The organism is Paraburkholderia sp. BCC1876 (genome assembly GCF_902833695.1).
Taxonomy (GTDB): Bacteria; Pseudomonadota; Gammaproteobacteria; order Burkholderiales; family Burkholderiaceae; genus Paraburkholderia.
The window spans coordinates 570,096-595,962 of sequence record NZ_CADFGI010000002.1; the positions used below are offsets into that span (position 1 = coordinate 570,096).

The window sequence follows — 25,867 nt, forward strand, 5'->3', positions numbered from 1 at the left end:
GCCGCGCGGTTGCGCGGCGCCGTGTGAAGCAGGCCTGGCGACGGTTAAACGATGCTGCCGGGTTTAGCGCGGCGCGGTGATGCTGGGATCACACACGTCTTGCTTCACCCATCGCACGGAACGCGCGCTGCCTGCGCTTGCCCCCCGGGTTATGCGCCGCCTGAACCTGCCGCGGCCGATGCTGCCTTGCTCTTCTTTGCCTTCTTTTTCGATGCCTTGGTGCTGGATGCGTCGGCCGGCGCGCTGGCTGTCGCGGAAGCCGCCGCCGCAGCGGAGGCCGCCGCCTTGCTCTTCTTCTTCGACGGCTTCGCGCTCGACGCATCCATCGGCGCAGTTGCCGTGGTCGCGGCGGTCGTAGTCGCTGCTGTCGTTGCTGCCGGCGTTGCTTTGCTGCTCGCGCTGCTGCCCGACTTCGTCGCGGCCTTGGCGCCGGTCGGCGGGGTGGCTGAACCGTTAATGGTCAGCCCGGCTGCTTCGAGGTTCGTGACCGACTTCGTGCCGATGCCTTTGACGCGTGCGGCGAGATCATCGGCATTCTTGAACGGGCCATTTTTGGTGCGTTCGTCGATGATCGCTTTGGCATGCACCGGGCCGATACCCTTGACCGATTCGAGCGCCGCCTGATCGGCGGAATTCACTTCCACGGCAGCGGCAAATCCGGCCGACAGCGATAAAGCCAAAGCAACGCAAAGCATTAAAAGCTTCTTCAGCATGGCAAGCACTCCATTGAGGGCAAAAAAGTTAGCCGCGAAAGACAACTCAAGACAACTCAGAACGATTCAGGACGAGTCGGAACAACCCGGAGCGGCTCGGGACGACACACCTGTCAACCGCGCGCTGCGCTTAAGCATAGAACAAATCGCGCGCCCTTATTGGCGAACGCGGACGATTTATACCGATCGATTTGTGACAAGTAAATCTGTGTGGACAAGATTTAAAGCTTTTGCCTGTTGAACAGGCATTGATGAGTTTATCGATCAATTGCCGCACGCCATAAAAGATAACAATACAGACAAATGACAGCATCGCGCGCTTGACTTAGAGTGCACTCGAAGTCCTAACCTGAGTTCCGTCATGTCGACTATCTCCAAAGCACTCACCATCGGGCAGGTCGCGCAAACGCTCGGCGTGTCCGCGCACACGCTGCGCTATTACGAACAGGCTGGCCTGATTCGGGCGGTCGGGCGGACGGAGGCGGGTCATCGCCTGTATTCGGCGGCCGATCTCGACTGGCTGCGCTTCGTGATGCGTCTGAAGGCGACCGGCATGCCGATCGCCGGGATGCAGGCGTTTGCGGCGCTACGCGCCGACGGTCAGCCGACCATGGGGGCGCGGCGCGATTTGCTGGTGGCGCATCGGGATGCGGTTTTGGCGCGGATCGCCGAGTTGCAGCTCAATCTCGGCGCGATCGTCGACAAGATCGCTTATTACGAAGCGGCCGCGCAAGCACCAATTGCGGATGGTTCGACACGACACACCGACGAACCCCAGGCGCTTTCACATTCGGAAAAGGACTCACCATGAACCACGCACACAACGATCGCTATACCCGAGGCTGGGACAAACTGAAGGAAATCGACGGCTCGGCCGGCGAACAGGTTATCGCCGCGCTCGCGCCGATTGCGCCGGATTTCGGCCGGCTGCTGATCGAGTTCGGTTTCGGCGATATTTATAGCCGGCCGCAGCTCGATCTGCGGGCGCGTGAGATCGCGACGATTGCGTCATTGGCGACGCTCGGTTGCGCGCAGCCGCAGTTGAAGGTGCATATCGAGGCGGCGTTGAACGTCGGCTGCACGCGCGAGGAGATCGTCGAGGTGTTTATGCAGATGGCGCTTTATGCGGGCTTTCCGGCCGCGCTGAATGCGTTGTTCGCAGCGCGTGAAATTTTCGAGCGGCATGATCGGGAGGCTGAGGCGGCGCAGGCAATGTTGACGCCTGAAGCGGCGCACGCCGGCTGACATTTTCCTGTGTCGGCGGGGTAGGGGATCACAAGCGGCTGCTTCGCGCGGCCGCTTTTTTATGGATGCGAACGCAACTAACTGTCGGGTAGAACAGGCCACTTTGAGACATGGCGCGTCGGTGGATGAGTTCGAGTCGGTGGCGGGCTACCCAAGACCAGCTTCGACGCTTCCTATCAAACCGCCGAATCGACCGGCAGCCCCGCACCCTCGCGCAAATACCGCTTGCTTACCGTCCGCCAGTACATCAGCAAACCGATACCGGCGATCGCCAGGCTCAACGTATTCGCGACCCAGAAACCCCGTGCGCCGGTCAGCCACTCCGGCGTCACGCCGGTCACATTGAAGCCGAGCATGTAGCCGCCGCCCAGTCCCACGCCCCACAACGCAACCGCGTAGATCACGGTCGGCACGACCGCCACCTTATACGCGCGCAGCACGAAGGCGGTCGTGATCTGCAGCGCGTCGAACAGGTGATAGCACACGACGATCAACACCAGCGGCAGCGCCGCCGCCGCGACCTGCGCATTGGTCGTATAGCCTTCGATCACATACGGCCGCAGCACCAGCATGATCGCGCCGTAGCAGCAGGCGATCGCCATCGCCATCACGATGCCGTGGCGCGACAGCGTACGCGCCGCTTCCGGGCGATGCGCGCCGAGCGCCTGCGCGACCAGCGTCGACGATGCAATGCCGATCGACAGCGGCGTCATATACAGCACCGCGCCGATGTTGCCGGCGATCTGATGGCCGGCGAGCGTCGTCGTGCCGAAGCGCGCGATGAACAGCGCCATGAACGTGTACGACGTGACTTCGATCAGGTACGACAGGCCCATCGGAATGCCCAGCCGCAACTGCGCCGCCTGACGACGCCAGACCGGCCAGCAGAAGTGCGCGAAGATCTCGAACGGCTTGAACAGATCGACGCGCGTCAGCAGCACCATGCCGAGCGTCGCGAGTCCCCAGTTGATGAGGGTGCTGGCGAGCGCGCAACCCGGCCCGCCGAGCGCCGGCAAACCGAACCCGCCGAAGATGAACCAGGTGTTGAGCGGAATCTTGAGCAGCAGCGCGCCGATCTGCAGGATCATCACCAGCCGCGGCTTGCCGACCGCATTGGTGATCGAGCTATAGACGCGAAACGTGAGGCCGGCCGGCAGGCCGAACGCCAGAATCCGCAGATACGCGACCGTGCGCTCGTGCAGCGCCTCGGGCACGCGCGCCACATGCAGCACGGGCCCCGGAAAATACAGAATCAGGAAGCCGATCACGGTGAGCGCCAGCGCGAGCCACAGCGCCTGACGGACTTCTTCGCCGATCTCGGCGTAGCGGCGCGCGCCGTAGAGTTGCGCGGTGATCGGCTGCAACGCGGTCAGAATGCCGGTCAGGCCGATGTAGACGGAAATATAGATCGACGAGCCGAGCCCCAGCGCGGCCAGATCGACGGCCGAATAGCGGCCGACCATCGCCGTATCGATCACGCCGAACGCGATGATCGCCAGTTGGCCGATCAGCACGGGCCAGGCGAGCGCGGCGATTTTCCGTACGTCGGCGAGCATGGTCAGTCGGGCTTCTTGTGCCAGCTGCGGCGTTTGACGACCGGCGGCTTGGGCCGGTCGATCCGCACGTACAGGCGGAAACGTTCGTCGCGGTCGGCCACGCGGCGGCCTTCCCACACGAGCTTCCAGATGTAGTCGGGCATCGAGCTCGGGTCGCCGTATTCCTGAGTGTCCTGGCGCAGGATCACGTCGCAGTCCTGGTCGAACGCGAAGTGCATGTCGCCGAAATAGGCGAACGTCGCGATCTGCGCATTGCCCAGACGCACCGGCGAAATGCAGGTGTAGTCCTCCGGCAGATGGCTCGCGATCTGTTGGGCAACGTCTTTATAGGTCCGGCTGTAGTTGACGACCGGCAGCGCCAGCGTCATCAGCAGAACCCACATCAGCGTGGTGCCGGCGCTCGAGAGCACGACGCTGCGCCACAGCACCTTCGGATGACGCGCGAGGCGCCAGCGCACCAGCAGGAACCAGCAGACCGTCACCGCGACCGCACAGACGAACGACAGAATCTTGAACTGCGGCGCGAAGCCCGGCGCGAGACGCGCGAGGTTGCGCGCGAGCGGATGCGGGAAACCGGTCAGCCCGGCCACGTACACCAGCCAGACGAAACTGCCGAGTATCGTGAAGCTCAGGAGCGCGAACCAGTCGATCGCGTTGATCGCGCCGCGCTTGAGCGTGGGCAGCGCGAACGCGGCCAGCACCGCGAGCGGCGGCAACAGCAGCATGTAAAGCCGGTTCGACTGATGGCTTTGCAGGACCACCAGCACCAGCAGCGGTCCGATCACCGACAGCGGAATCGCCACGTGCGGCGCGCGCCGCAGCCCCGACCAGCTGAACCACGCCCACAAGGCGAGCGGCCAGGCGGGCCACGTGAAGAGCGGCAGGTTTTTCAGCGCGTATGCGGCGACCGAGCCGGGCGGGCCGGCGAACGAACTCAAGCTGACGTGAACCCACTGATTCAGATACCAGACGGCGTCGTCGGGATAGGCGGTGAGCGCGGCGATCGGCCAGGCGAGCGCCAGCACGAGCGCGACCGGCAAGCCGGCCAGCGGCAGCCAGCGCGAACGCGCCTCGCGCACGATCAGCGGCATGGCCAGCGTGCCGAGCAGCAGCGCGCCGACCAGCACGGGGCTGCTCGCCAGCGTGACGAGGCCGAGCGCGACGCCCCACACCAGCGAGCCTTGAATGGGTTTGTCGATGGTGCGCACAAGTCCATACACCATCATCGCAATGCCGACGAACTGCGCCAGTTGCGGCGTGGTCTCGTGGCCGCGTTCGGCCAGTCCGAAGCAGGCGAGCAGGATCAGCAGCGCGCCGTCGGCGAGCGTGCGGCCGTAGTCGCGCGGTTCCGGCTCGCCGCCGAATGCGTATTTGAACGGTTGGACCTCGGCGCGCCGGCCGAGCAGGTAGGCGGCGTACCAGACGAACGCGCAGGCCGCGCAGAACAGCAGGCCCGTGAAAACGCGCGACGCGTTGCTCGCGTCGACCCACGGCGCAAGCGCGCGGATCGCGCTGGCGCCGAGCCAGTAGCCGAGCGGGCCGTCTTCGGTGATGTATTTGCCGACCAGGTTCGGCAGCAGCCAGTCGTGGGCGCCGCCGTTCGCCATGGTCCACATGACGCCGAAGCCTGCTGCGTCCTCGTTCTTCCACGGATCACGGCCGAATAGCCCGAACGACGCGTAGACGATACAGATAGTCAGCAGCAGCCAGCGCGGCAGGGCACTCGTCGCGGAGGCAGTGAGGCGAACGACAGGTCTCATGCGGTGTGTAGGTATTGGATGAGCTAACTTAAGCGGTGCAGCCTGGGACCGGACCGGTGGTCCGGCTGGAATGGCTAATCTGGAGCATCCGGCATTGTAGTCGTGCCGTGGGATGCGCGTCACGGCCGGTAACGGCGCGCAACGTGGTTGGGGGAGGCGGTAACACAGGGCGTGGCGTGCTGCGTCGGAGCGTGGTTTTGCGTCAGGGTCTTGCCGGCCTCTGAGGGGCGGGCGGTCTGACGCGGCCGGCTGGAAAGACGTACGAGGGCAGCGGGCAACGCGGCGGGTAGGGCGCGCGTGGCGTCGCAGTCCGTATGGAACCGGTCTCGCGACATGCAATCAGTTCGCCGTCGAAGCGCGCTCCAGCCAACGTCAGCGCACCCGAAGCGCACCCCGAGCGCCAGCTTCAGCGACAAAAAAGGGCAGCTCGCGCTGCCCTCTTTTCTGCTTCGCTGCCGGCCGAAACCGGCGACGAGGCGGGTATTACTTTGCTGCTGCCTTGCCGGTAGCGCGCGTGCCGAACTTCTTGTTGAACTTCTCGACGCGGCCTGCCGTGTCCATGATCTTTTGTTGACCGGTGTAGAACGGATGCGATTCCGACGACACTTCGATCTTGGCCAGCGGGTAGGTCTTGCCCTCGAATTCGCCGGTCTCACGCGTGATGATGGTGGAGCGCGTCACGAACTTGAAGTCGATCGACATGTCGATGAACAGAACTTCGCGGTAATTCGGGTGAATGCCTTCTTTCATGGTCTTTCCTTTAATCTGGCGGTAGCCAACCCGCGTGCGACCGCTGTTAAATGCGAACCGCATCTAGGCGCGAGCCACTTGCCTATGGTCGAAAAACGGCGATTATGCCAGAAAATCGGTCGCTTGACGACTTTTGTGCCAGCTTTTTGCGAGCACCTGGCGTGGTTCCGGCCGTTATCCGGGAGATCTGCGCGCTGAACACGCCTGAGCGGCTGAAACGCTGGCCTGGCGGGCGCTGCGGACTTGTTTTGAATTGCGCGCCGTGACCGGATTGCAACGTTACGCCGGTCAATCCGCGGTAAACGTCAGTCCGACTCGCGCCGGATCCTGCCGGTAAAAGCGCGCCAGCAACCGGTACAACTCCGGGTAGGCCGCCTCGAACGCCTGCGGCTGCACGAATAGCGCCTCGCTGCAAACGGCAAAAAATTCCGACGGATGGTCCGCCGCATACGGATCGATCAGCGACTCGCGCTCGAAGCGCGCCCAGCGCCGCTCCGGTACCGCATCGGCTTTCGCGCAGAACTGGTCGTAGGCGTGATCGAACACGTCCGCCCACGCCTGCGCGTCGAGCGGCGCGTGCCAGCGGCGCATCAGCGGCGGATGGCCGTCCGCCTCGCCGTTCAGCATGTCGATCTTGTGGGCGAATTCGTGAATCACCACGTTGTAGGCGTCCGTGCCGTCCGTCATCTGCGCGTCTTCCCACGACAACACCACGGGGCCGCCTTCCCACGCCTCGCCGCTCGCGTCCTGCTCGACTTCGTGGACCACGCCGTCTTCGTCCTCGACCGTCTTGCGGATCACGAACTCGCCCGGATAGACGATCACGCCGACCCAGCCGCGATACAGGTCGAGGCTCAGATTCAGCACCGGCAGGCAAGCCTGGGCGGCAATCGCCACGGTCATCGAGTCAGTGAGTTCGAGCTCGTGCGCGGTCGAAAACTCCTTCTGCGCGATGAACAGGCTGGTCAGTTCGCGCAGCCGCGCCAGGTCCGGCGCTTCGAGATGCGCGAGGAACGGCAGACCGTCGAGCGTGGCTTGCCATAATGCGTCATCGATCGCGTAGTCGCGCAGCGCGCGGTCGCGGCGGCGCGTGCCCAGCCATTGGGTGAGTTTCGTGAGCATGACCTGATGCAACCTTTAGTCGATCTGTTTTTGCCACGCGGCAAAGATGCCGCCGCATATCGCAATGCCGACGAGGAAGGTGAAGCCGTCCAGCGAGGCCAGAAAGCTGGCCTGGGTCGCGACTGTCCGGCTGATTTCCACGATTGCCAGCGAATGCGCCTCGGACGGCGAGCGGCCGCCGGCGGTGAACCCTTGAGTCAAGGCGGCAAGCGAGTTCTGGAATAACGGATTGTACGGATTCACGAACTCCGCGAGGCGAGTTTGATGCAGCGCCTGGCGATGCTGTTCGACGATGATGACCGAAGCCGTCGCGAACGAGATAGTCAGTTGCCGCACGATATTTTTCAACCGGTAGCCGTGCGTGAATTCTTCGATCGCGAAGATTCTGAAGGTCAGATTGGCGACCGGCAGCACGATGAACAGCAACAGCAGGCCGCGCAACAGCAATGGCACGATCAGCGCCGCCTCGCCGACGCCGGGCGACATGCGGGTCATCCACGCCGCCGCGAACGCGGCCACCGCGAAGCCCGGCACGATGACCCACTTCTTGCGCGGCAGCAGCTTTGCATAGCGCAGATAAACGAACAGCGCGCTGGCCGATATCAGCGATGTGACGCCAACCAGTCGTCCGGTGTTTTCGACGGGATAACCGAGGCCGCTCTCGAGAAAGCGCGAGATCAGATAGCTGAACACGGTCGAGATGTAGTAATAGAACATGTACAGCACGAGTCCGACCTGAAAGACCTTCTCGCGCAGCGCATGCAGACGCATCAGCGGCGACGGATGATGCCATTGCTGATACGCGAACCAGCCGAGCGCGGTAATGCCGGCGACCGTCAGCAGAATCAGGCCGGGTGACGCGCTGAACAACTGGAAGCGCACCTGCTGCATGACGATTTGCAGCGCGCCCTGGGCGAACGCGAAGATCAGGTATGGCCAGAAATGCGCCGCGCCGCGCTCTTCGGGCAGGCGGTTGCCGGCGTTGGGCAGCGCAAGCAACGCGAGTATGGCGAACAGAATGCCGACCGGCGCGGTGCATAGAAAGAGCGCGCGCCAGTCGAAATGCGCAACCAGTTGACCGCCGATCAGCGGCGCGAGCGCGCTGCTCAATACGATCAGCACGAGAAATGCGCGAGTGGCGGCGGGCCGCTGCTGCGGCGTGAAGCTCATCTGGATCAGAATGCGGCAGGTGCCCATCATCGGGCCGATAAAGTAGCCTTGAACGCCGCGCGCGAACGCGAGTTCGATCGACGATTCGCACAGCGCCGCAGCTACCGCGCCGGCCGCATAGAGCAGCATGCAGCCGGCGACATAACGCCGGTAGCCGACGCGCTCGACCCACCATTGCTGCTGCAGGATGCCGAGCACGGCGGCGACCGCATAGGCGCTCGAGGCCCACACGAGTTCGTCGGGCGAGGCGTTGATGCCGCCGGCGATATAGCTCGTGAAAAACGAAAAGATCGAGTTGTCGAAGTAGTCGAGGCCGGTGACGACGGCCAGCACCCAGGGGAAAAAATCGCCGCGCAGTTTGTCGACGCTGAATAGCGGCGCGCGGGGGGAGGCCGCGGTCATTTCGATTTGGCGCGCGCGTTGCGCCGTTGCGCCAGCAACGCCTCCGCGTTTTCACCCGCGAGGCGCCGCTTCAGATAATCGACGTCGGGGCTCAGTTCGGCGCGCAGCTTTTGCGCTTCCTTGAGTTCCCGGCGCATCGATTCGATACGGGCGTCGAGCGCTTCGACCTGTTGCGCGATGGCGTCGTGAATCTGCTGCAGCGATTCGGTCGAATAGCGCAGGCCGCCGTCGACGGGTTCCAGCGGCCGCTTGAGCATTTCGGTCACGCTATGCAGCGAAAAACCCAGCGAGCGCAACCGCAGAATGCGCCCGAAACGTTTCAGATCTTCCTCGTCGTAAAGCCGGTAGCGACCCTCGCTGCGCGTGGGCGAAACGAGGCCGCGTTCCTCGTAGTACTTCAGGGTGCGCGGTGTGACGCCGAGCCGTTCGGCGGCGTCGCGCACCGTGAGCAGAGTGGGGGAATCCGTTGGCATAAGTGGTGGTGCCGCTATCGCAGGAAACCATCGCATTGTACTTCAACGTGTACGTTCACGTACATGTTGGGTTGTCGACCCGCATTCGGCGAACAGAATCTCTGAGTCGAAAATCCCGCCATCCCGCCGCACGGACGAAAAAAAGCCGCTCGTTTGCGGCGAGCGGCTTTCTTTTACGTGTGACGGGCTTGCGAAGCCGGTGCAGTCAGGTCGGCGTGAAGCCTTACTTAGCTGCCGCCGCCGCGACGCATCATGTCGAAGAATTCGGAGTTGCTCTTCGTCTGGCGAATCTTGTCGAGCAGGAATTCCATCGACTCGACTTCGTCCATGTCGTGAATGAACTTGCGCAGCACCCAGATCTTTTGCAGCACTTCGGGCTTGATCAGCAGCTCTTCGCGGCGCGTGCCGGACTTGTTCAGGTTGATCGACGGGTAGACGCGCTTTTCAGCGAGACGGCGTTCCAGGTGCACTTCCATGTTGCCGGTGCCCTTGAACTCTTCGTAGATCACGTCGTCCATGCGGCTGCCGGTTTCGATCAGTGCCGTACCGATGATGGTCAGCGAACCGCCTTCCTCGATATTGCGCGCGGCGCCGAAGAAGCGCTTCGGACGTTGCAGCGCGTTGGCGTCGACACCACCGGTCAGCACCTTGCCGGAAGCCGGCACGACCGTGTTGTAGGCGCGCGCGAGACGTGTAATCGAGTCGAGCAGAATCACCACGTCGTTCTTCATTTCGACGAGGCGCTTGGCTTTTTCGATCACCATTTCGGCGACTTGCACGTGACGCGCGGCGGGTTCGTCGAACGTGGAGGCGATCACTTCGCCGGCCACCGAACGCTGCATTTCGGTCACTTCTTCAGGGCGTTCGTCGATCAGCAGCACGAACAGCACAACGTCGGGATGGTTCTGCTTGATCGCATGCGCGATGTGCTGAAGCATCACGGTCTTGCCGGACTTCGGCGAGGCCACCAGCAGGCCGCGCTGGCCCTTGCCGATCGGCGCGATCATGTCGATGATGCGGCCCGTGACGTTTTCTTCGCCACGCATTTCACGTTCGAGCAGCAGCACCTTGTTCGGGTGCAGCGGCGTCAGATTTTCGAACATGATCTTGTGCTTCGAGGCTTCCGGCGGCTGGCCGTTGACCTTGTCCACTTTCACCAGCGCGAAATAGCGTTCGCCGTCTTTCGGCGTGCGCACTTCACCTTCGATCGTGTCACCCGTATGCAGGTTGAAGCGGCGGATTTGCGACGGGCTGATGTAAATGTCGTCCGTGCTGGCGAGGTACGAGGTTTCCGGCGAACGCAGGAAGCCGAAGCCGTCCGGCAGCACTTCGAGCGTGCCGTCGCCGAAGATCGTGTCGCCTGTTTTGGCGCGTTTTTTTAGAATGGCAAACATCAGTTCCTGCTTGCGCAGGCGGTTTGCACTTTCGATCTCGAGGCCATTGGCCATCTCGATCAATTCGGACACGTGCAGAGTCTTAAGCTCGGATAAATGCATACGGAGAACCCGCAGGAGAAGGTGCGACGAAATGAAATCTGGGAGGAGAGTGAGCGGAACCGCTCAAGGACTTACACGTCTTTTCGACGTTTTGCGGATTCTAGCATAGCACACGCCAATTTCCGTCAGTGCGACGGCATGGCATCTTTCTTGTTGAGCGTGTTGCCGACTGACAACATGCTCAACTCAGCGCACATGCGGACCGCGAGGGGTCCGCTGCACGCCGATGCGCATTGCTTTACAGGTTGCCGTCGAGGAACGCGGTGAGTTGCGACTTCGACAGTGCGCCGACTTTCTGCGCGGCGACTGCGCCGTTCTTGAAGAGGATCAGCGTGGGGATACCGCGCACGCCGAACTTGACCGGCGTCGATTGATGTTCGTCGACGTTGATCTTGGCGATTTGCAGGCGATCGGCATAATCCTTCGCGACTTCGTCGAGGATCGGCGCGATCATCTTGCACGGACCGCACCATTCAGCCCAGAAATCGAGCAGCACGGGTTTATCGGATTTCACGACGTCCTGTTCGAACGATGCGTCGCTAATATGCTTGATGTTTTCGCTCATTGTATGAATACCTCTATCGGTTCGAGGCCCGCCTGAATTGCTCGCCACGATACGTCAAAATCTAGGGAAACTTCCGTTCGCTTTGCCGCAATCGGAGCCCCACCGACACACGCCTGACAAGTCGTCGACTTATGCTGACATGCGCGGAAGGCACGCGCTTGCGGGTCATCCGTACGGCAGTTTAGCTTAATTCGCTATGCGTTGCCGGGGGCGATAGTACTCATCAGGAGCAGAGGGGGCCGACACCTGCCGATGAATCGCCGCGACGTTTTACTGACCGCCACGCAGCCTATCTGGTGGCGGGCGCGGCAAACACAAGTGCGCGGCACGCGCCGGTTGCGCGCAGCACGTTGCGTTGCCTTTGCGTTATCTAGAACGTGCGAAGGTTGCGATTCGGCGCGTCGATGTCACTTTGATCGTATTAACAGTCGCGCGACGGCCCAAGCGGTGATAGAATGTTTCGTGACGGGCCTCCTCGCATGGAGGGATGGTCAATCTGGTCAGGTCGGGAACGAAGCAGCCACAGCCGTTTTCCACCAGTGCCGAGGGTTAGGCTCGTCACCTTCCTTTTTTCTGTTTTGTCGTCGTTTTTCTCCGCGTCACCTCCCATCTCCTGTTTTACCCTGAGCTATGCGCAATGCCGCAATTCTCATGCATGCCGTGAGATCGCAATCGCGTTTTCCGCTCGTCCCCGCCATTTTTTTCTATCGGTCCGTTAGCCCGTTTCAATGAAGCGGTCACACGCGTTCGCGCGCCGTCTCGAATCGGTTTTGCGCGGCATCGTTACTGATACAATTTCCGGATGACCTATCAAGTTCTCGCACGCAAATGGCGGCCGAAGGATTTCGCTTCGCTCGTCGGACAGGAGCACGTGGTGCGCGCGCTCACGCACGCGCTCGACGGCGGCCGTCTGCACCATGCCTATCTGTTTACCGGCACGCGCGGCGTCGGCAAAACCACGCTGTCGCGCATCTTCGCCAAGGCGCTGAATTGCGAAACCGGCGTGACGTCCACGCCGTGCGGCGTGTGCCGCGCGTGCCGCGAGATCGACGAAGGGCGTTTCGTCGATTATGTGGAGATGGACGCGGCGAGTAATCGCGGTGTCGACGAAATGGCGGCGCTGCTGGAGCGCGCGGTTTATGCGCCGGTCGACGCGCGCTTCAAGGTCTACATGATCGACGAAGTGCACATGCTCACCAACCACGCCTTCAACGCGATGTTGAAGACGCTGGAAGAACCGCCCGCGCACGTCAAGTTCATTCTCGCCACCACCGACCCGCAAAAGATTCCGGTCACGGTGTTGTCGCGCTGTCTGCAGTTCAATCTGAAGCAGATGCCGGCCGGCCATATCGTGTCGCATCTCGAGCACATTCTCGGCGAAGAGAAGGTGCCGTTCGACGCGCAGGCGCTGCGCCTGCTCGCGCGCGCTGCCGACGGCTCGATGCGCGACGCGCTGTCGCTGACCGATCAGGCGATCGCGTACTCGGCCAATCAGGTCAATGAAGAAGCGGTGCGCGGCATGCTCGGCGCGCTTGATCAGAGTTACCTGATCCGCCTGCTCGACGCGCTCGCCGACGGCGACGGCGCGGCGGTGCTCGCGGTTGCCGACGAGATGGCGCTGCGCAGTCTGTCGTTTTCGACCGCGTTGCAGGATCTGGCGAGCTTGCTGCATCGAATCGCTTGGGCGCAGTTCGCGCCGTCGTCGGTGCTGGACGAGTGGCCGGAGGCGGCCGATCTGCGTCGTTTCGCGGACGCGCTCAGCGCCGAGCACGTGCAGTTGTTCTATCAGATCGCAACGATCGGCCGCAGTGAGTTGGGCCTCGCGCCCGATGAATACGCCGGTTTCACGATGACGTTGCTGCGCATGCTGGCGTTCGAACCGGCGCCTACGGGCGGCGGTGGCGGCGCGGTGGGCGCGAGCCGTGCGCCGGGGGCGGCGGGTGCCGGTGGTGCAAGGCGCGCCGGTGCGCCGGCGGTGGCCGCGCAGCAGGGCGCAATGGGTTCCTCGGCCGGAGCTGCGGCTGTATTGGCTGCGGCCGTAGCGTCGCCGTCGGCGGCGAGTTCGCGCGAAACGATGGTCGCACCGGTGTCGAACAGCGAGTCGCAGACTCGTCGTGCGATGGAGACACCGCGTGTCGCGCCCGGAACGGCGGCCGCATCGGCGACCGCGACAACTGAGGTGGTGTCTGCCACTGCCACTAATGCTGCCGAGGCAACTCCGCTGGCGCCATGGGACGATGCACCCGTTGAATCCATGGCGAACGAAACGCCTGTGGCGTCGGCAGTGAACGCCGCGACCGCAGTTGATGGTTCAGCAGCATCTGACGTGAGCGCCAAGGCCGAATCTGAAGTCTCGGCAGTCAATGACATCGACGGCACGGCTGCTTCAGATATCTCTGCAACGCCTGACGTCGACGTTCCGGCTACTTCAGAAGCCGCCGCAGCGTCTAACCTGAACGCCCCGATTGCATCCGAAGCTGCCGCGCCCGGCCTTCATGCCCCGGCTGCGATGGAAGTCCCCGCGGCATTGGACAACCTCAGCGCCTCCATCGCAGCACAAGCTTCCTCCGCATCCAGCAGCCTCGAACACCAGCAACCCGCGTCGGCACCCACCGCACCTGCAACCGCCGCGTTCGCACGCGCGGAAGAGGCCGCGTCCGCCGTCGCATCGCAGGAACCGTCGCCTGTCGCCGACGTCCCGCCGCGTCGTGCCGGCGGAGCAAGCGCCGCGCTCGACGTCCTGCGCAGTGCCGGTTTGAAAGTCTCGTCGGATCGTGGCCGCGCCCCAGCAGCGGCCGCCGCGCCCACGCCGAAACCCGCCGCACCGCGCGTCGTCGTCCCGGTGCCGACGCCGGGCGCGCCACGCCGCGCGCCGCAGCAAGACGCTGCGCCGGCCGTTCCCGCAGCCCGCGCAGCGTCGCCCGCCCAACGCGATGGCACCCAAAGCAACGGCGCCGAGCAGAACGGTTCGCCGGTGGCTCCGTGGGACGACATGCCGCCCGACGACTACATGCCGTTGTCGGCCTCGGACGACGGCTACTACGGCCCGCCCGACGACAGCTACATGCCGGTCTTCGACAGCGGTCCGGACGACGTGCGCATGAACGCCGCGCCCGCGCCGTCGCCCGCGCCGGCGATCGACAAACGCCCGCTGCCGCCCGCCGTGCCGCTCGACCCGTTGGGTTTCAATGGCGACTGGCCGGCGCTTGCCGTCGACCTCCCGCTCAAGGGCATTTCCTATCAACTCGCGTTCAACAGCGAACTGATGGCGCTCGAAGGCAACACGCTCAAACTGAACGTGCCGGTGCCGCAGTACGCGGAAGCGTCGCAGGTCGCCAAACTGAAAAGCGCGCTCGCCGACAAGCTCGGCCGCAACGTCGAAGTGCTGGTCGAAGTCGGCGCGGCCCGCCGCACCGCCGCCGCGCACGACGCCGCGACGCGCGCGCAGCGCCAGCAGGAAGCGGAGCGCGAGATCGGCGCCGATCCGTTCGTGCAGTCGTTGATCCGCGAGTTCGGCGCGAGCATCGTGCCCGGCTCGATCCGCCCGATTTCACCGGACGCCGGCTCAGCCGGCGCGCCGTCGGTCCACTGATTCGCCGCGCGGTAAGCCGGTAGGCCGACAGGCCCTAACGTGCGGAACGCGCCCGATTTCCGAATTTCACGCTATCTAGAAGGAGCATGTCCATGATGAAAGGTCAACTCGCCGGGCTGATGAAGCAAGCCCAGCAGATGCAGGAAAACATGAAGAAGATGCAGGAGCAACTCGCTCTGATCGAAGTCGAAGGGCAGTCGGGCGCCGGTCTCGTGAAGGTGACGATGACCTGCAAGAACGACGTGCGCCGCGTCTCGATCGACCCGAGCCTGCTCGCCGACGACAAGGACATGCTGGAAGACCTCGTCGCCGCTGCGTTCAACGACGCCGTGCGCAAGGCCGAAGCCACCGCCCAGGAAAAAATGGGCGGCATGACCTCGGGCCTGCCGCTGCCGCCGGGCTTCAAATTGCCGTTCTGAACGACACCGCCGCAAGGCGGAGTCGGCGCCGCGGCTGTCGCAGCCACGGTGCGAACGGAACGCGCGAACCGCGCATGCTGGCAGTGCAGCATCCGCGGCGCGCCTGTTCCGGTAGGACACAAACCGGCTGCGGTTCGCTGGAGGTTCGCATCGTGCGTGCCTCGCATGCGAACCCAGGCCGCGATGGTAGAAACCGATTGCCTCAACCGCATCGTGATCCGCCCACCCGGGCCATTCCACTTCGACGCCGATCCGCATGAAACAACCTTCCGCCTTGTCGGCGCTCGTCGAAGCGCTGCGCGCGCTGCCCGGTGTCGGGCCGAAGTCGGCGCAACGCATGGCCTATCACCTGATGCAGCACGACCGCGACGGCGCTGAAAAACTCGGCCGCTCGCTGCTGTTCGCGACCGAGCATCTGCAGCACTGCGAGAAGTGCAACACCTTCACCGAGGCACAGATCTGCGAGACCTGTCTCGACGAGGAGCGCGATCCTTCGCTGCTGTGTGTCGTCGAAACGCCAGCCGACCAGATCATGCTCGAGCAGACCATGACCTATCGCGGCCTCTATTTCGTGTTGATGGGACGGCTCAGTCCGCTCGACGGTGTCGGCCCCAAGGAAATTCATTTCGACCGGCTGGTCAGGCGCGCGTCGGACGGCGTCGTGAAGGAAGTCGTGCTGGCCACCAATTTCACTAACGAAGGCGAAGCCACCGCGCACTACCTCGGGCAAACGTTCAAGGCGCGCGGTCTCGCGGTCACGCGTCTGGCGCGTGGCGTGCCGGTGGGCGGCGAGCTGGAATACGTCGACGCCGGCACGATTGCCCGCGCGATGCTCGACCGTCGCTCGATGTAACGCTCGTCACCGCTGCATCGCTGCATCGCGCGCGGCGGCGTCGCAAAAGCTTTCGTCGCGAACGCGTGCGCCGCCAGCGCGTCCGGTCGTCGCGGTGCACGCCGCGTAGCCCAGCCTAGAACCAAGGAGACCCATGAGCGCCACTCCCGAATCCCACGTGAACGCCGCGCCTGAAGACATCCCCGGCGCGCAGGCCACCCAAACCCAACCCCCCGCCGGCCCGCTCGCGGGCGTCAAGGTGCTGGAACTTGGCACGCTGATCGCCGGCCCGTTCGCCGCGCGTTTTCTCGGCGAGTTCGGCGCCGAGGTCATCAAGATCGAAGATCCCAGGGGCGGCGACCCGCTGCGCAAATGGCGCAAGCTTTATCCGGAAGTCGGCGGTACGTCGCTGTGGTGGGCCGTGCAGGCGCGCAACAAGAAATCCATCACCATCAATCTGAAGGCCGAAGAGGGCAAGGAAATCGTGCGACGTCTCGCGAAAGAAGCGGACATCGTCGTCGAAAATTTCCGGCCGGGTTTGCTCGAGAAACTCGGGCTTGGCTATGACGTGCTGTCCGCGGAAAACCCCGGCCTCGTGATGGTGCGTCTGTCCGGCTACGGCCAGACCGGACCGTATCGCGACCGGCCCGGTTTCGGTGCGATCGCCGAGTCGATGGGCGGCTTGCGCCATATCACCGGCTATCCGGATTTGCCGCCGCCGCGCATCGGCATTTCGATCGGCGATTCGATCGCCGCGCTGCACGGCGTGATCGGCGCGCTAATGGCGCTGCATCACAAGCAGGTGAACGGCGGCAAAGGGCAGGTGGTCGACGTCGCGCTGTACGAGGCCGTCTTCAACATGATGGAAAGCGTGGTGCCCGAATACGGCGTGTACGGCATGGTGCGAGAGCGCACCGGCGCATCGCTGCCGGGTATCGTGCCGTCGAATACGTATCCGTGCCGCGACGGCAGCATCGTGATCGGCGGCAATAGCGATCCGATCTTCAAGCGCCTGATGGTGGCGATCGAACGCGACGATCTCGCGAACGATCCCGGCCTCGCGCATAACGACGGGCGCGTGCCGCGTACGTTGGAAATCGACGCCGCGATCGCCACCTGGCTCGCCACGCGCACCATCGACGAAGCGCTTGCGGTACTGAATGCCGCTGATGTGCCGGTTGGCCGCATTTACAGCGTCGCGGATATGTTCACCGATCCGCAGTTCATGGCGCGTCAGATGATCCAGCGCTTCAAGTGGCAGGACGGCAAGGAAATCACGCTGCCGGCGGTCACGCCGAAGCTGTCGGCCACCCCCGGCGAAACGCGCTGGCTGGGTCCCGAACTGGGTGAACATACCGATGAAGTCCTGCAATCGCTAGGTTATGATGCTGACGACATTGCAAGGTTGCACGCACAACAGATCGTCTGAATGCGATTGAGTTGCGCGCGCGCTTTTGCGAAGGGTGCGCGAGCAGTGAAACGAACACCACTTCAAACGCGGCGCCCACGAGCGTCGCGGTAAAAAGAAAGAACCGGACAACAAAAAGTTTGGAGACATCAGACCATGCAACGCAGATCCTTCCTCGCCGGCACGGCCGCGCTTGCGGGCGCCTCGCTCGGCGTCTCGCCGCTCGCCTTCGCGCAGGGCAAACCTGAAACGTCCAAAGTCGCGATCGCGGTCGGCGGCAAGAATCTGTTCTATTACCTGCCGCTCACCATTGCGGAGCGTCGCAATTACTTCAAGGACGAAGGGCTCGACGTCGAAATCTCCGATTTCGCGGGTGGTTCGCAAGCCTTGAAGGCGGCCGTGGGCGGCAGTGCGGACGTGGTGTCCGGCGCGTTCGAACACACCTTGCTGTTGCAGGCGCAGAAGCAGATGTTCCGCGAGTTCGTGCTGCAGGGCCGTGCGCCGCAAATCGTGCTCGCGGTGTCGAAGAAAACGCTGCCGAATTACAAATCGATCGCCGATCTGAAGGGCAAGAAAATCGGCGTGACCGCGCCGGGTTCGTCGACCTCGATCATGGCGAGCTTCGTGTTGGCGAAGGCCGGATTGAGCGCGAAAGACGTCGCGTTTATCGGCGTGGGCGCGGGCGCCGGCGCGATTGCCGCGTTGCAGTCGGGGCAGATCGACGCGATCGCCAATCTCGATCCGGTGATGACCAAGCTCGAACGCACCGGCGAGATTCGCGTCGTGTCGGACACGCGCACGCTGGCCGATACGCGCAGCGTGTTCGGCGGCGACATGCCGGCAGGCTGCCTGTACGCGTCGCAGAGTTTCATCGCGAAGAATCCGAACACCACGCAGGCGCTGACCAATGCCATGGTGCGCGCGCTCAAGTGGCTGCAAACGGCGACCGGCAGCGAGCTGATCAATACCGTGCCGGAAGGCTATCTGCTCGGCGACCGCGCGGTCTATCTGGACGCCTGGCAGCACGTGAAGGAAGCCATGTCGCCCGACGGCCTGATGCCCGTCGACGGTCCCGCGACCTCGTTGAAGACCTTGCAGGCGTTCGACCCGGCGGTGCAGGGCAAGCCGATCGATCTGTCGAAGACGTGGACCAACGACTTCGTGAAAAAAGCGCTGGCGACCGTCAAGGCGTAAGCGCCGCGACGCGTACAAGGTCGAAGGCGACGACGTGCGCCGCTGTTGCGCGTTTCGCAAGCGGCCGCGCCGTCGCGATGTCGCGCCTTCACGCCATGAAGCCGCCATATGCCACGACGACTTCTAAAGCCTCAACCGACCTCCGAACAAGCGAGCTGAACGATGACCGTTGCCGCCCTGGCGCTCGACAACATCACCTGCACGTTCGCTGCGCGCGACAACCGCGCGCAGCGCTACACGGCCGTGAAGCACACCACGTTACGCATCGCGCCGGGCGAGTTCGTCTCGGTGGTCGGGCCGACCGGTTGCGGCAAGTCCACCTTGCTGAATGTCGGCGCCGGTCTGCTTGAGCCGTCGTCGGGCACGGTCAGCGTATTCGGCGAGCCGCTCAAGGGCATCAACCGCCGTGCCGGCTACATGTTCCAGGCGGACGCGCTAATGCCGTGGCGCCCGGCTATCGATAACGTGATGGCCGGCCTCGCGTTTCACGGCGTGCAGCCGGTCGAAGCCCGCGCCAAAGCCGACGAATGGCTGAAGCGCGTCGGCCTCGGCGGTTTCGGCGACCGCTATCCGCATCAGTTGTCGGGCGGCATGCGCAAGCGCGTCGCGATGGCGCAGACGCTGATTCTCGATCCCGACATCATCCTGATGGACGAGCCGTTTTCCGCGCTCGATATCCAGACGCGTCAGTTGATGGAAAACGAGTTGCTCGACCTGTGGGCGGCAAAACGCAAAGCGGTGCTGTTCATCACGCACGATCTCGACGAAGCCATCGCGATGTCGGATCGCGTGGTGGTGCTGTCGGCGGGACCGGGCACGCATCCGATCGGCGAATTCACGATCGATCTGCCGCGTCCGCGCGACGTCGCCGAAATCCGTGCGCATCCGCGTTTCGTCGAATTGCACGCGCAGATCTGGAGCGTGCTGCGCGATGAGGTGCTGAAGGGGTATCAGCAGCAACTGACCGCCGTTTAGACGCGACTGTGCCGGTATCGCGCCGGGGTAAGAAAGCGCGGCATGAGCGTCTGAACGTGGACTAATCCATCGTCGAAGGCAAACCGAGTCATGTGGAAGACGTTGCGCCCGAACCGGGCGAATCTGGTGATCTGGCAATGGCTACTGCTGTTGCTGTGTTTCGTGCTCTGGTACGTGCTGACCAGTCCGACGCTGCTGCCGCCGTTCTATTTCGATGATCCGAACAAGGCTGCGTTCTTCTTCGGCGAACCGCAGAAGGTGCTGCAGCGCATCTGGGAGTGGTTCACGGGCGGCGAGATCTATCTGCACCTGTGGATCACGCTGGTCGAGACCGTGCTCGCGTTCGCGCTCGGCACTGGGCTCGGACTCGGCGTCGGTTTGTGGCTCGCGCTGTCGCCGCTGGCGAGCGCGCTGTTCGATCCGTACATCAAAGCCGCCAACTCGATGCCGCGCGTGATTCTCGCGCCGATCTTCGGCGTCTGGTTCGGTCTGGGCATCTGGTCGAAGGTCGCGCTCGGCGTCACGCTGGTGTTCTTTATCGTGTTCTTCAACGTCTACCAGGGTGTGAAGGAAGTCAGTCCGGTGGTGCTCGCCAACGCCCGCATGCTCGGCGCGAACCGCAAGCAGTTGTTGCGCTTCGTGTATTTGCCGAGCGCGATGAGCTGGGTGTTTTCGAGCTTGCATACGGCGGTGGGGCTGGCGTTCGTCGGCTCGGTGGTGGGGGAGTATCTGGGCTCGGCGCGCGGCGTCGGCTATCTGATTCTGCAAGCCGAAGGCACCTTCGACATCAACACGGTGTTCGCCGGGATTCTGGTGTTGACCGCCTTCGCGCTGATTCTCGATGCGATTGTCGGCGTCGGCGAGCGGCGTTTGATGAAGTGGCAACCGAAATCGGGTGAGACGGAAAAGTTGTAGGCGCAACGATAGCGAGGCGCAAAAAAAACGGCGCGTGGTTTGAAAACCGCGCGCCGTTTTTTTGGGTTTTTAAGGCTGTTTTGTAAGGCCGCTGTTCGACGGTTCGCTGCGCTTCAGGCAGCACCGTCCGGCAACAGCCCGAAGGCTAGGGCGTAATCACCACCTTGCCGATCACACGCCGCTCGGCCATATCGCGCAACGCGCGGCCGGTGTCTTCCAGCGCGTAGCGCGCCGACACGTACGGCTTGAGCTTGCCCTCGCCGATCCACTGGGTCATCTGCTGGAACGCCGCGTGATTGCGCTGCGGCTCGCGCTTCGCAAAATCGCCCCAGAAAACGCCGACCAGACTCGCGCCCTTGAGCAGCGTCAGATTGAGCGGCAGCTTCGGAATCTCGCCATTGGCGAAGCCGACCACCAGATAGCGGCCGCGCCAGCCGATGCTGCGGAACGCCGGCTCCGCGTAGATGCCGCCGACCGGGTCGTAGATCACGTCGGGACCTTTGCCGTCGGTGAGCGCCTTGATGCGCTCGCGCAGGTCTTCGGTGCTGTAGTTGATCGTCGCGTCCGCGCCGTGCTTCACGCAGGTGGCGAGCTTCTCGTCGCTCGATGCCGCCGCGATCACGCGCGCGCCGAGCGCCTTGCCGATCTCGACCGCCGCGAGGCCGACGCCGCCGGCCGCACCGAGCACCAGCATCGTCTCGCCGGCCTGCAAGGCGCCACGATCGACCACCGCGTGATGCGAGGTGCCATACGCGAGCGTGAACGCCGCGGCGACATCGAAGTCGACGCCGTCCGCCAGCGGCACGCACGCGGCGGCCGGCGCCAGCGCCTGCTCCGCGAAGCCGCCCTGGCCGGTGAAGGCGACCACGCGCGAACCGGGTTTGAACTGGCTCACGTCGGCGCTGACCGCGCGCACCACGCCCGCGACTTCCGAGCCGGGCGTGAACGGCAGCGGCGGTTTGAACTGGTATTTGTTCTCGATGATCAGCACGTCGGGGAAATTGACGGCGGCGGCCTTGACATCGATCACCACGTGACCGGGCGGCGGCTCGAGGTCCGGCAGATTGTCGACGACCAGGCTCTCCGGCGGGCCGTATTGATTACAGCGAATCGCGCGCATCGTGTCTCCATATCGATCAGGGTCTTACTGGGGATTTTCTTCGAGGTACGGCAAGCGTGTCGAGTGTAAAACAATCCGCACGACCGTGCGTTTTTTTCCTCGCGGCGCTCACGATCGAGGGGGCGGGACGCGCTCTATAGGCATGCCGTCATGCGACCCGCGCCGGTCGTCATCACCCTCGCATGTGCGTCGTGCATACGGGGCGGAGGCGGGGCGAACACGAGGCGAACACGGGCCGCCGTGTCGTCCGCGCGCCATCTTTCCTCGGTTACAATCGCCGCATGCGAATCCTACTCAGCAACGACGACGGTTATCTGGCGCCAGGCCTTGCTGCGCTTTACGAAGCGCTCAAGCCGATCGCAGACGTCACCGTGATGGCTCCCGAACAGAATTGCAGCGGCGCGTCGAATTCCCTGACGCTGTCGCGGCCGCTCTCGGTCCTGCGTTCGGCGAACGGTTTCTACTACGTGAACGGCACGCCCACCGACTCGGTGCATATCGCGCTGACCGGCATGCTCGACCATACGCCCGACCTCGTAGTCTCCGGTATCAACAACGGTCAGAACATGGGCGAAGACACGCTGTATTCGGGCACCGTCGCCGCCGCTACGGAAGGCATCATGTTCGGCGTGCCGGCCATCGCGTTTTCGCTGGTCGACAAGGACTGGGTGCATCTCGACGACGCGGTGCGCGTCGCCACCGAGATCGTCGCGCATTATCTTGAACAGCCGTTGGCTGGGCATCCGTTGCTGAACGTGAACATTCCCAATCTGCCGTACGAGCAACTCAAAAGCTGGCAGATCACGCGTCTCGGCAAGCGGCATCCGTCGCAGCCGGTGATCCGCCAGACCAATCCGCGCGGCGAACCGATCTACTGGATCGGCCCGGCGGGCAGCGCGCGCGACGCGAGCGAAGGCACGGACTTCCACGCCGTCGCCAATGGCCACGTGTCGATCACGCCGCTGCAGCTCGACTTGACCCATACGCAAATGCTGCCCGCGGCGCGCGACTGGTTGCGCGCCGGCAGCAGCGCTTCATGACGAGCGAGCGCGCCAAGCGTTTTCCGCTCGGCCTCGAGGACCTGGTGCGCGAACCGCGCCGGCCCGAAGGGCGCCCGGGCGAAATACGCGCGGCGGCGTTGGCCGCGAGCGCGGCGCTGAACGCGCGGCAGCAGCCGGCGAAGAAGTCGCCGGCTGGCGCGGGCGGTAAGGCGCAAGCTAAGCCGCAAGTCAGCCCGCAAGCTAAGCCGCAAGCGACGGTGCAAGCACGAGCGCAGGTTCAGTCTCCGGTGCAGGCCAAGCCGCAAGTACCGTCCCAGCTCGTCACTTCGCCTAAGCCGCAAGCCGCGGCGTCAGCCAAAGCGCCGCTCAAACCCGCCATGCCGGGCTTGAGCACGCGCGCGGCTTCGCATCCGGCGCCATCGGCGAAACCCCGCGCGAGCGAGCGCACCGCCGCGCCGAACGTCGCATTGAACGGCGCCCTGGCACTGACTTCGGAACGGGTTCGCGAACGGATGGTCGAACGCCTGCGTGCGAACGGCGTGACCGATCAGCGCGTGTTGAACGCGATGTCGGTCGTGCCGCGTCACATGTTCGTCGATCCGGGCCTCGCGGCCCAGGCTTACGAAGATGCGGCGTTGCCGATCGGTCATCACCAGACGATCTCCAAGCCGTCGGTCGTCGCGCGAATGATCGAACTGGCCGCGGCCGGCCGCGCGTTGAACTCGGTGCTCGAGATCGGCACGGGTTGCGGTTACCAGGCGGCGGTGCTGAGCCAGGTGGCGCGCGAGGTTTACTCGATCGAACGCATCAAGCCGCTGTCCGAACGCGCCAAGACAAACTTGCGTCCGCTGCGCATTCCGAACATTCGCCTGCATTACGGCGACGGGCGGCTAGGCTTGCCGGCGGCGGCGCCGTTCGACGCGATCCTGATCGCCGCGGCGGGGCTCGACGTACCGCCTGCATTACTTGAACAACTCGCGATCGGCGGCCGTCTGGTTGCGCCGGTCGGCTCGCAGGAAGGCCAGAATCAGGTGCTGACTCTGGTCGAGCGGACCGGACCCGCGCAATGGCGCGAGTCAAGGCTTGATCGCGTTTTCTTTGTACCCTTAAAATCCGGAGTGATTTAACACCGATGAGTATGTTGCGCGCCATGCAAAGAACCAGCCTGAATGTCCCGATGACCGTAACCCAGCGTAGCGTGTGCGTGCTCGCCTTGTCCCTGCTGATGACGGCATGCGCGACGAGGCTCGACCAGGCGCCCGTGATCGACCGCTCCGGCAGCGGCGCGCTCGGCACGCAGGCTGCGCAGCCGCCGGTGCCGCTCGGCCCGCCGCCGCCCGGCTACTATCGTGTGAAGCCGGGCGACACGCTGTATCGGATCGCGCTGGAAAACGGCCAGAACTACCGCGACATCTCGACGTGGAACAATCTGACCAACCCGAATCAGATCGAAGTGGATCAGTTGCTGCGCGTGGTGCCGCCGGGTGCGAACACCGCGGCGCTGACGCCGGGTGTGTCGACCGCGCCGATCGGCAACGGCGGCGCCGTGCAAAGCGCGCCGCTCGGCAGCACGCCGCCGGCCGTGGGCGCGGCGGCAGGTGTTGCCGCGCCGCCGATCTACGGCTCGGGCGCGAACAACGCATCGCTCACGCCGCCGGCGCCGGGCGCCGCCAGCGATTCGGGCGCCGCGGCCGGCAATGTGAGCTTCGCGTGGCCGGTGCGCGGGCCGCTCCTCGGCACCTTCAACGATTCGACCAACAAGGGCGTCAATATCGGCGGCGCGGCGGGCGACCCGGTGAAAGCCTCGGCGGATGGCCGGGTGGTTTATGCCGGAAATGGGCTGCGTGGTTACGGCAATCTCATTATCATCAAGCATGATGCAACTTATCTCACGGCGTATGCACACAACCGCGCTTTGATGGTAAAAGAGGGAGACGCGGTAACGAAGGGGCAGAAAATCGCTGAGATGGGCAATAGCGATTCCGACCGCGTGATGTTGCATTTCGAAGTCCGCCGGCAGGGTAAACCTGTCGACCCACTGAAGTATTTGCCGCCGCAATAAGCGAAACGACCATGCCGAAAACGAAGCGCCGCCCGCCGCAAGCCGAGTCTGGAAAGACCAGCCAAGCTGTATCCGCTTCGGTGGACGAAAGCGGCGCTTCGGAAGTGGAAGAAGAGATCGCCGAAGAGCGCGATCTCGACGAACGTCAGAGCGGCGCGGAAGAGGGCGGCGACGCCCGTGAAAGCACGCCCGAAGCCGCGCCCGACGCCGACGATTTCCGCGCGTTGTTGCAAGCCGAGCTGACGGCCGACACCATTCAGCACTACCTGAACCGCATTAGCGTCAAGCCGCTGCTCACCGTCGAGGAAGAGCAGAAATACTCGCGTCTTGCGAAGGCCGGCGAATTCGACGCGCGGCAGGTCATGATCGAACGTAATTTGCGGCTCGTGGTCAGCATTGCCAAGGGTTATCTGAACCGCGGCGTGCCGCTGCTCGATCTGATCGAAGAGGGCAACCTCGGCCTGATGCACGCGATCGAAAAATTCGATCCGACGCGCGGCTTCCGCTTTTCGACTTACGCGACCTGGTGGATCCGCCAGAGTATCGAGCGCGCGATCATGAACCAGGCGCGCACGGTGCGTTTGCCTGTTCACGTGATTCGCGAGCTCAATCAGGTGCTGCGCGCCAAGCGCCATCTGGAAAAGAATTCGATGAACTCGGGTGAGGCGGCCGAGCGCCGCGACGCCAGCATCGACGACATTGCCTATCTGACCGGCAAGACCACCGACGAAGTCACCGACATCCTCGCGCTGAACGAGCACACCGCGTCGCTGGACGCGCCGCTCGATCTCGATCCGGCCAGCAGCCTGCTCGACTTGCTGTCCGACGACCAAAGCCAGTCGCCGGACGCCGAAGTCCAGCATCGCGAACTGGAAACGCTCACGCGGGCGTGGCTCGCGCGGCTGTCGGACAAGCATCGTCATGTGATCGAGCGCCGCTTTGGGCTCAACCACATCGAACCCGCCACGCTCGAAGAGCTGGCCGACGAAATGGGCCTCACGCGCGAGCGTGTGCGCCAGATCCAACAGGAAGCGCTGGTGCGTTTGAAGCGCTTCTTCGCCTCCAATGGCGTTCGCAAGGACGCCGTTCTCTAGACT

General features: G+C 63.8%; 23 protein-coding genes and 1 other RNA gene. 14 read left to right on the top strand and 10 right to left on the bottom strand.

Annotation, left to right across the window (positions count from 1 at the left end):
• Nucleotides 1–149 precede the first annotated feature (149 nt).
• A complete protein-coding gene (locus tag HWY05_RS09010; protein WP_176058085.1) occupies nucleotides 150–713 on the bottom strand; it encodes a helix-hairpin-helix domain-containing protein in 564 nt (187 codons plus the stop codon).
• Between the two features lie 361 nt (nucleotides 714–1,074).
• On the opposite strand from HWY05_RS09010, the gene HWY05_RS09015 reads away from it, so the two are divergent.
• Both HWY05_RS09015 and HWY05_RS09020 read left to right on the top strand, forming a co-directional pair.
• On the top strand, nucleotides 1,075–1,524 hold the full coding sequence (locus HWY05_RS09015; protein WP_176058086.1) for a MerR family transcriptional regulator: 450 nt from the start codon (nucleotides 1,075–1,077) through the stop codon (nucleotides 1,522–1,524).
• Nucleotides 1,521–1,958, top strand: a complete 438-nt coding sequence (locus tag HWY05_RS09020; protein ID WP_035550478.1) for a carboxymuconolactone decarboxylase family protein — start codon at nucleotides 1,521–1,523, stop codon at nucleotides 1,956–1,958. The genes HWY05_RS09015 and HWY05_RS09020 overlap by 4 nt, the downstream gene beginning before the upstream one ends.
• Before the next feature lie 176 nt (nucleotides 1,959–2,134).
• On the opposite strand, the gene HWY05_RS09025 is transcribed toward HWY05_RS09020, so the two are convergent.
• The 8 genes from HWY05_RS09025 to trxA all read right to left on the bottom strand — a co-directional run bounded on the left by HWY05_RS09025 (nucleotide 2,135) and on the right by trxA (nucleotide 11,252).
• Nucleotides 2,135–3,514, bottom strand: a complete 1,380-nt coding sequence (locus HWY05_RS09025) for an MATE family efflux transporter (protein WP_035550476.1) — start codon at nucleotides 3,512–3,514, stop codon at nucleotides 2,135–2,137.
• A gap of 2 nt (nucleotides 3,515–3,516) precedes the next feature.
• Complete coding sequence (locus HWY05_RS09030; protein ID WP_035550474.1) at nucleotides 3,517–5,274, bottom strand: UDP phosphate-alpha-4-amino-4-deoxy-L-arabinose arabinosyl transferase; 1,758 nt, start codon at nucleotides 5,272–5,274, stop codon at nucleotides 3,517–3,519.
• Nucleotides 5,275–5,757: 483 nt separating this feature from the next.
• A complete protein-coding gene (locus HWY05_RS09035; RefSeq protein ID WP_035550471.1) occupies nucleotides 5,758–6,024 on the bottom strand; it encodes a type B 50S ribosomal protein L31 in 267 nt (88 codons plus the stop codon).
• 288 nt (nucleotides 6,025–6,312) lie between these two features.
• A complete protein-coding gene (locus HWY05_RS09040) occupies nucleotides 6,313–7,146 on the bottom strand; it encodes a M90 family metallopeptidase (protein ID WP_176058087.1) in 834 nt (277 codons plus the stop codon).
• Nucleotides 7,147–7,161: 15 nt separating this feature from the next.
• Nucleotides 7,162–8,718, bottom strand: a complete 1,557-nt coding sequence (locus tag HWY05_RS09045; RefSeq protein ID WP_176058088.1) for an MFS transporter — start codon at nucleotides 8,716–8,718, stop codon at nucleotides 7,162–7,164.
• Nucleotides 8,715–9,191 carry a MerR family transcriptional regulator gene (locus HWY05_RS09050; protein ID WP_176058089.1) on the bottom strand — a complete coding sequence of 159 codons (477 nt, stop codon included), beginning with the start codon at nucleotides 9,189–9,191 and terminating at the stop codon, nucleotides 8,715–8,717. The genes HWY05_RS09045 and HWY05_RS09050 overlap by 4 nt, the downstream gene beginning before the upstream one ends.
• Nucleotides 9,192–9,418: 227 nt before the next feature.
• Nucleotides 9,419–10,687, bottom strand: a complete 1,269-nt coding sequence (gene rho, locus HWY05_RS09055) for a transcription termination factor Rho (protein ID WP_006048863.1) — start codon at nucleotides 10,685–10,687, stop codon at nucleotides 9,419–9,421.
• 238 nt (nucleotides 10,688–10,925) lie between these two features.
• Nucleotides 10,926–11,252, bottom strand: coding sequence for a thioredoxin TrxA (gene trxA, locus HWY05_RS09060; RefSeq protein ID WP_035550463.1), 327 nt, complete (start codon nucleotides 11,250–11,252; stop codon nucleotides 10,926–10,928).
• A gap of 464 nt (nucleotides 11,253–11,716) precedes the next feature.
• Between trxA and ffs the strand changes: the two genes are divergently transcribed.
• The 8 genes from ffs to HWY05_RS09100 all read left to right on the top strand — a co-directional run bounded on the left by ffs (nucleotide 11,717) and on the right by HWY05_RS09100 (nucleotide 20,587).
• Nucleotides 11,717–11,815, top strand: an RNA gene (gene ffs, locus HWY05_RS09065) — signal recognition particle sRNA small type.
• 239 nt (nucleotides 11,816–12,054) lie between these two features.
• Nucleotides 12,055–14,844 carry a DNA polymerase III subunit gamma/tau gene (dnaX, locus tag HWY05_RS09070; RefSeq protein ID WP_176058090.1) on the top strand — a complete coding sequence of 930 codons (2,790 nt, stop codon included), beginning with the start codon at nucleotides 12,055–12,057 and terminating at the stop codon, nucleotides 14,842–14,844.
• A 92-nt stretch (nucleotides 14,845–14,936) separates the two neighbouring features.
• Nucleotides 14,937–15,263: a YbaB/EbfC family nucleoid-associated protein gene (locus tag HWY05_RS09075; protein WP_007182071.1), complete on the top strand. Its 327-nt coding sequence runs from the start codon at nucleotides 14,937–14,939 to the stop codon at nucleotides 15,261–15,263.
• A gap of 256 nt (nucleotides 15,264–15,519) precedes the next feature.
• Nucleotides 15,520–16,116, top strand: coding sequence for a recombination mediator RecR (gene recR, locus HWY05_RS09080; RefSeq protein ID WP_035550459.1), 597 nt, complete (start codon nucleotides 15,520–15,522; stop codon nucleotides 16,114–16,116).
• Between the two features lie 133 nt (nucleotides 16,117–16,249).
• Nucleotides 16,250–17,524, top strand: a complete 1,275-nt coding sequence (locus HWY05_RS09085; protein WP_176058091.1) for a CaiB/BaiF CoA-transferase family protein — start codon at nucleotides 16,250–16,252, stop codon at nucleotides 17,522–17,524.
• Nucleotides 17,525–17,659: 135 nt separating this feature from the next.
• Entirely contained in the window at nucleotides 17,660–18,697 is a 1,038-nt protein-coding gene (locus tag HWY05_RS09090; RefSeq protein ID WP_035550452.1) for an ABC transporter substrate-binding protein, read from the top strand.
• A 162-nt stretch (nucleotides 18,698–18,859) separates the two neighbouring features.
• Complete coding sequence (locus HWY05_RS09095; RefSeq protein WP_176058092.1) at nucleotides 18,860–19,672, top strand: ABC transporter ATP-binding protein; 813 nt, start codon at nucleotides 18,860–18,862, stop codon at nucleotides 19,670–19,672.
• A gap of 90 nt (nucleotides 19,673–19,762) precedes the next feature.
• Nucleotides 19,763–20,587 (top strand): ABC transporter permease, encoded by an 825-nt coding sequence (locus HWY05_RS09100; RefSeq protein WP_176058093.1) that lies wholly within the window; start codon nucleotides 19,763–19,765, stop codon nucleotides 20,585–20,587.
• A 145-nt stretch (nucleotides 20,588–20,732) separates the two neighbouring features.
• Here the strand turns inward: HWY05_RS09100 and HWY05_RS09105 are convergent, their stop codons facing one another.
• Nucleotides 20,733–21,707 (bottom strand): NADPH:quinone oxidoreductase family protein, encoded by a 975-nt coding sequence (locus HWY05_RS09105; protein WP_176058094.1) that lies wholly within the window; start codon nucleotides 21,705–21,707, stop codon nucleotides 20,733–20,735.
• Nucleotides 21,708–21,988: 281 nt separating this feature from the next.
• Here HWY05_RS09105 and surE point away from each other — a divergent pair, with 281 nt between their 5' ends.
• Genes surE through rpoS form a run of 4 tightly spaced genes read left to right on the top strand, consistent with a single transcriptional unit; the run spans nucleotide 21,989 to nucleotide 25,864 of the window.
• Entirely contained in the window at nucleotides 21,989–22,747 is a 759-nt protein-coding gene (gene surE / locus HWY05_RS09110; protein ID WP_035550443.1) for a 5'/3'-nucleotidase SurE, read from the top strand.
• Entirely contained in the window at nucleotides 22,744–23,835 is a 1,092-nt protein-coding gene (locus tag HWY05_RS09115; protein WP_176058095.1) for a protein-L-isoaspartate(D-aspartate) O-methyltransferase, read from the top strand. Before surE ends, HWY05_RS09115 begins: the two co-directional genes overlap by 4 nt.
• Before the next feature lie 5 nt (nucleotides 23,836–23,840).
• On the top strand, nucleotides 23,841–24,770 hold the full coding sequence (locus tag HWY05_RS09120) for a peptidoglycan DD-metalloendopeptidase family protein (RefSeq protein ID WP_035550437.1): 930 nt from the start codon (nucleotides 23,841–23,843) through the stop codon (nucleotides 24,768–24,770).
• Nucleotides 24,771–24,781: 11 nt separating this feature from the next.
• Nucleotides 24,782–25,864 (top strand): RNA polymerase sigma factor RpoS, encoded by a 1,083-nt coding sequence (rpoS, locus tag HWY05_RS09125; RefSeq protein ID WP_035550435.1) that lies wholly within the window; start codon nucleotides 24,782–24,784, stop codon nucleotides 25,862–25,864.
• The last annotated feature ends 3 nt before the right edge of the window (nucleotides 25,865–25,867 follow it).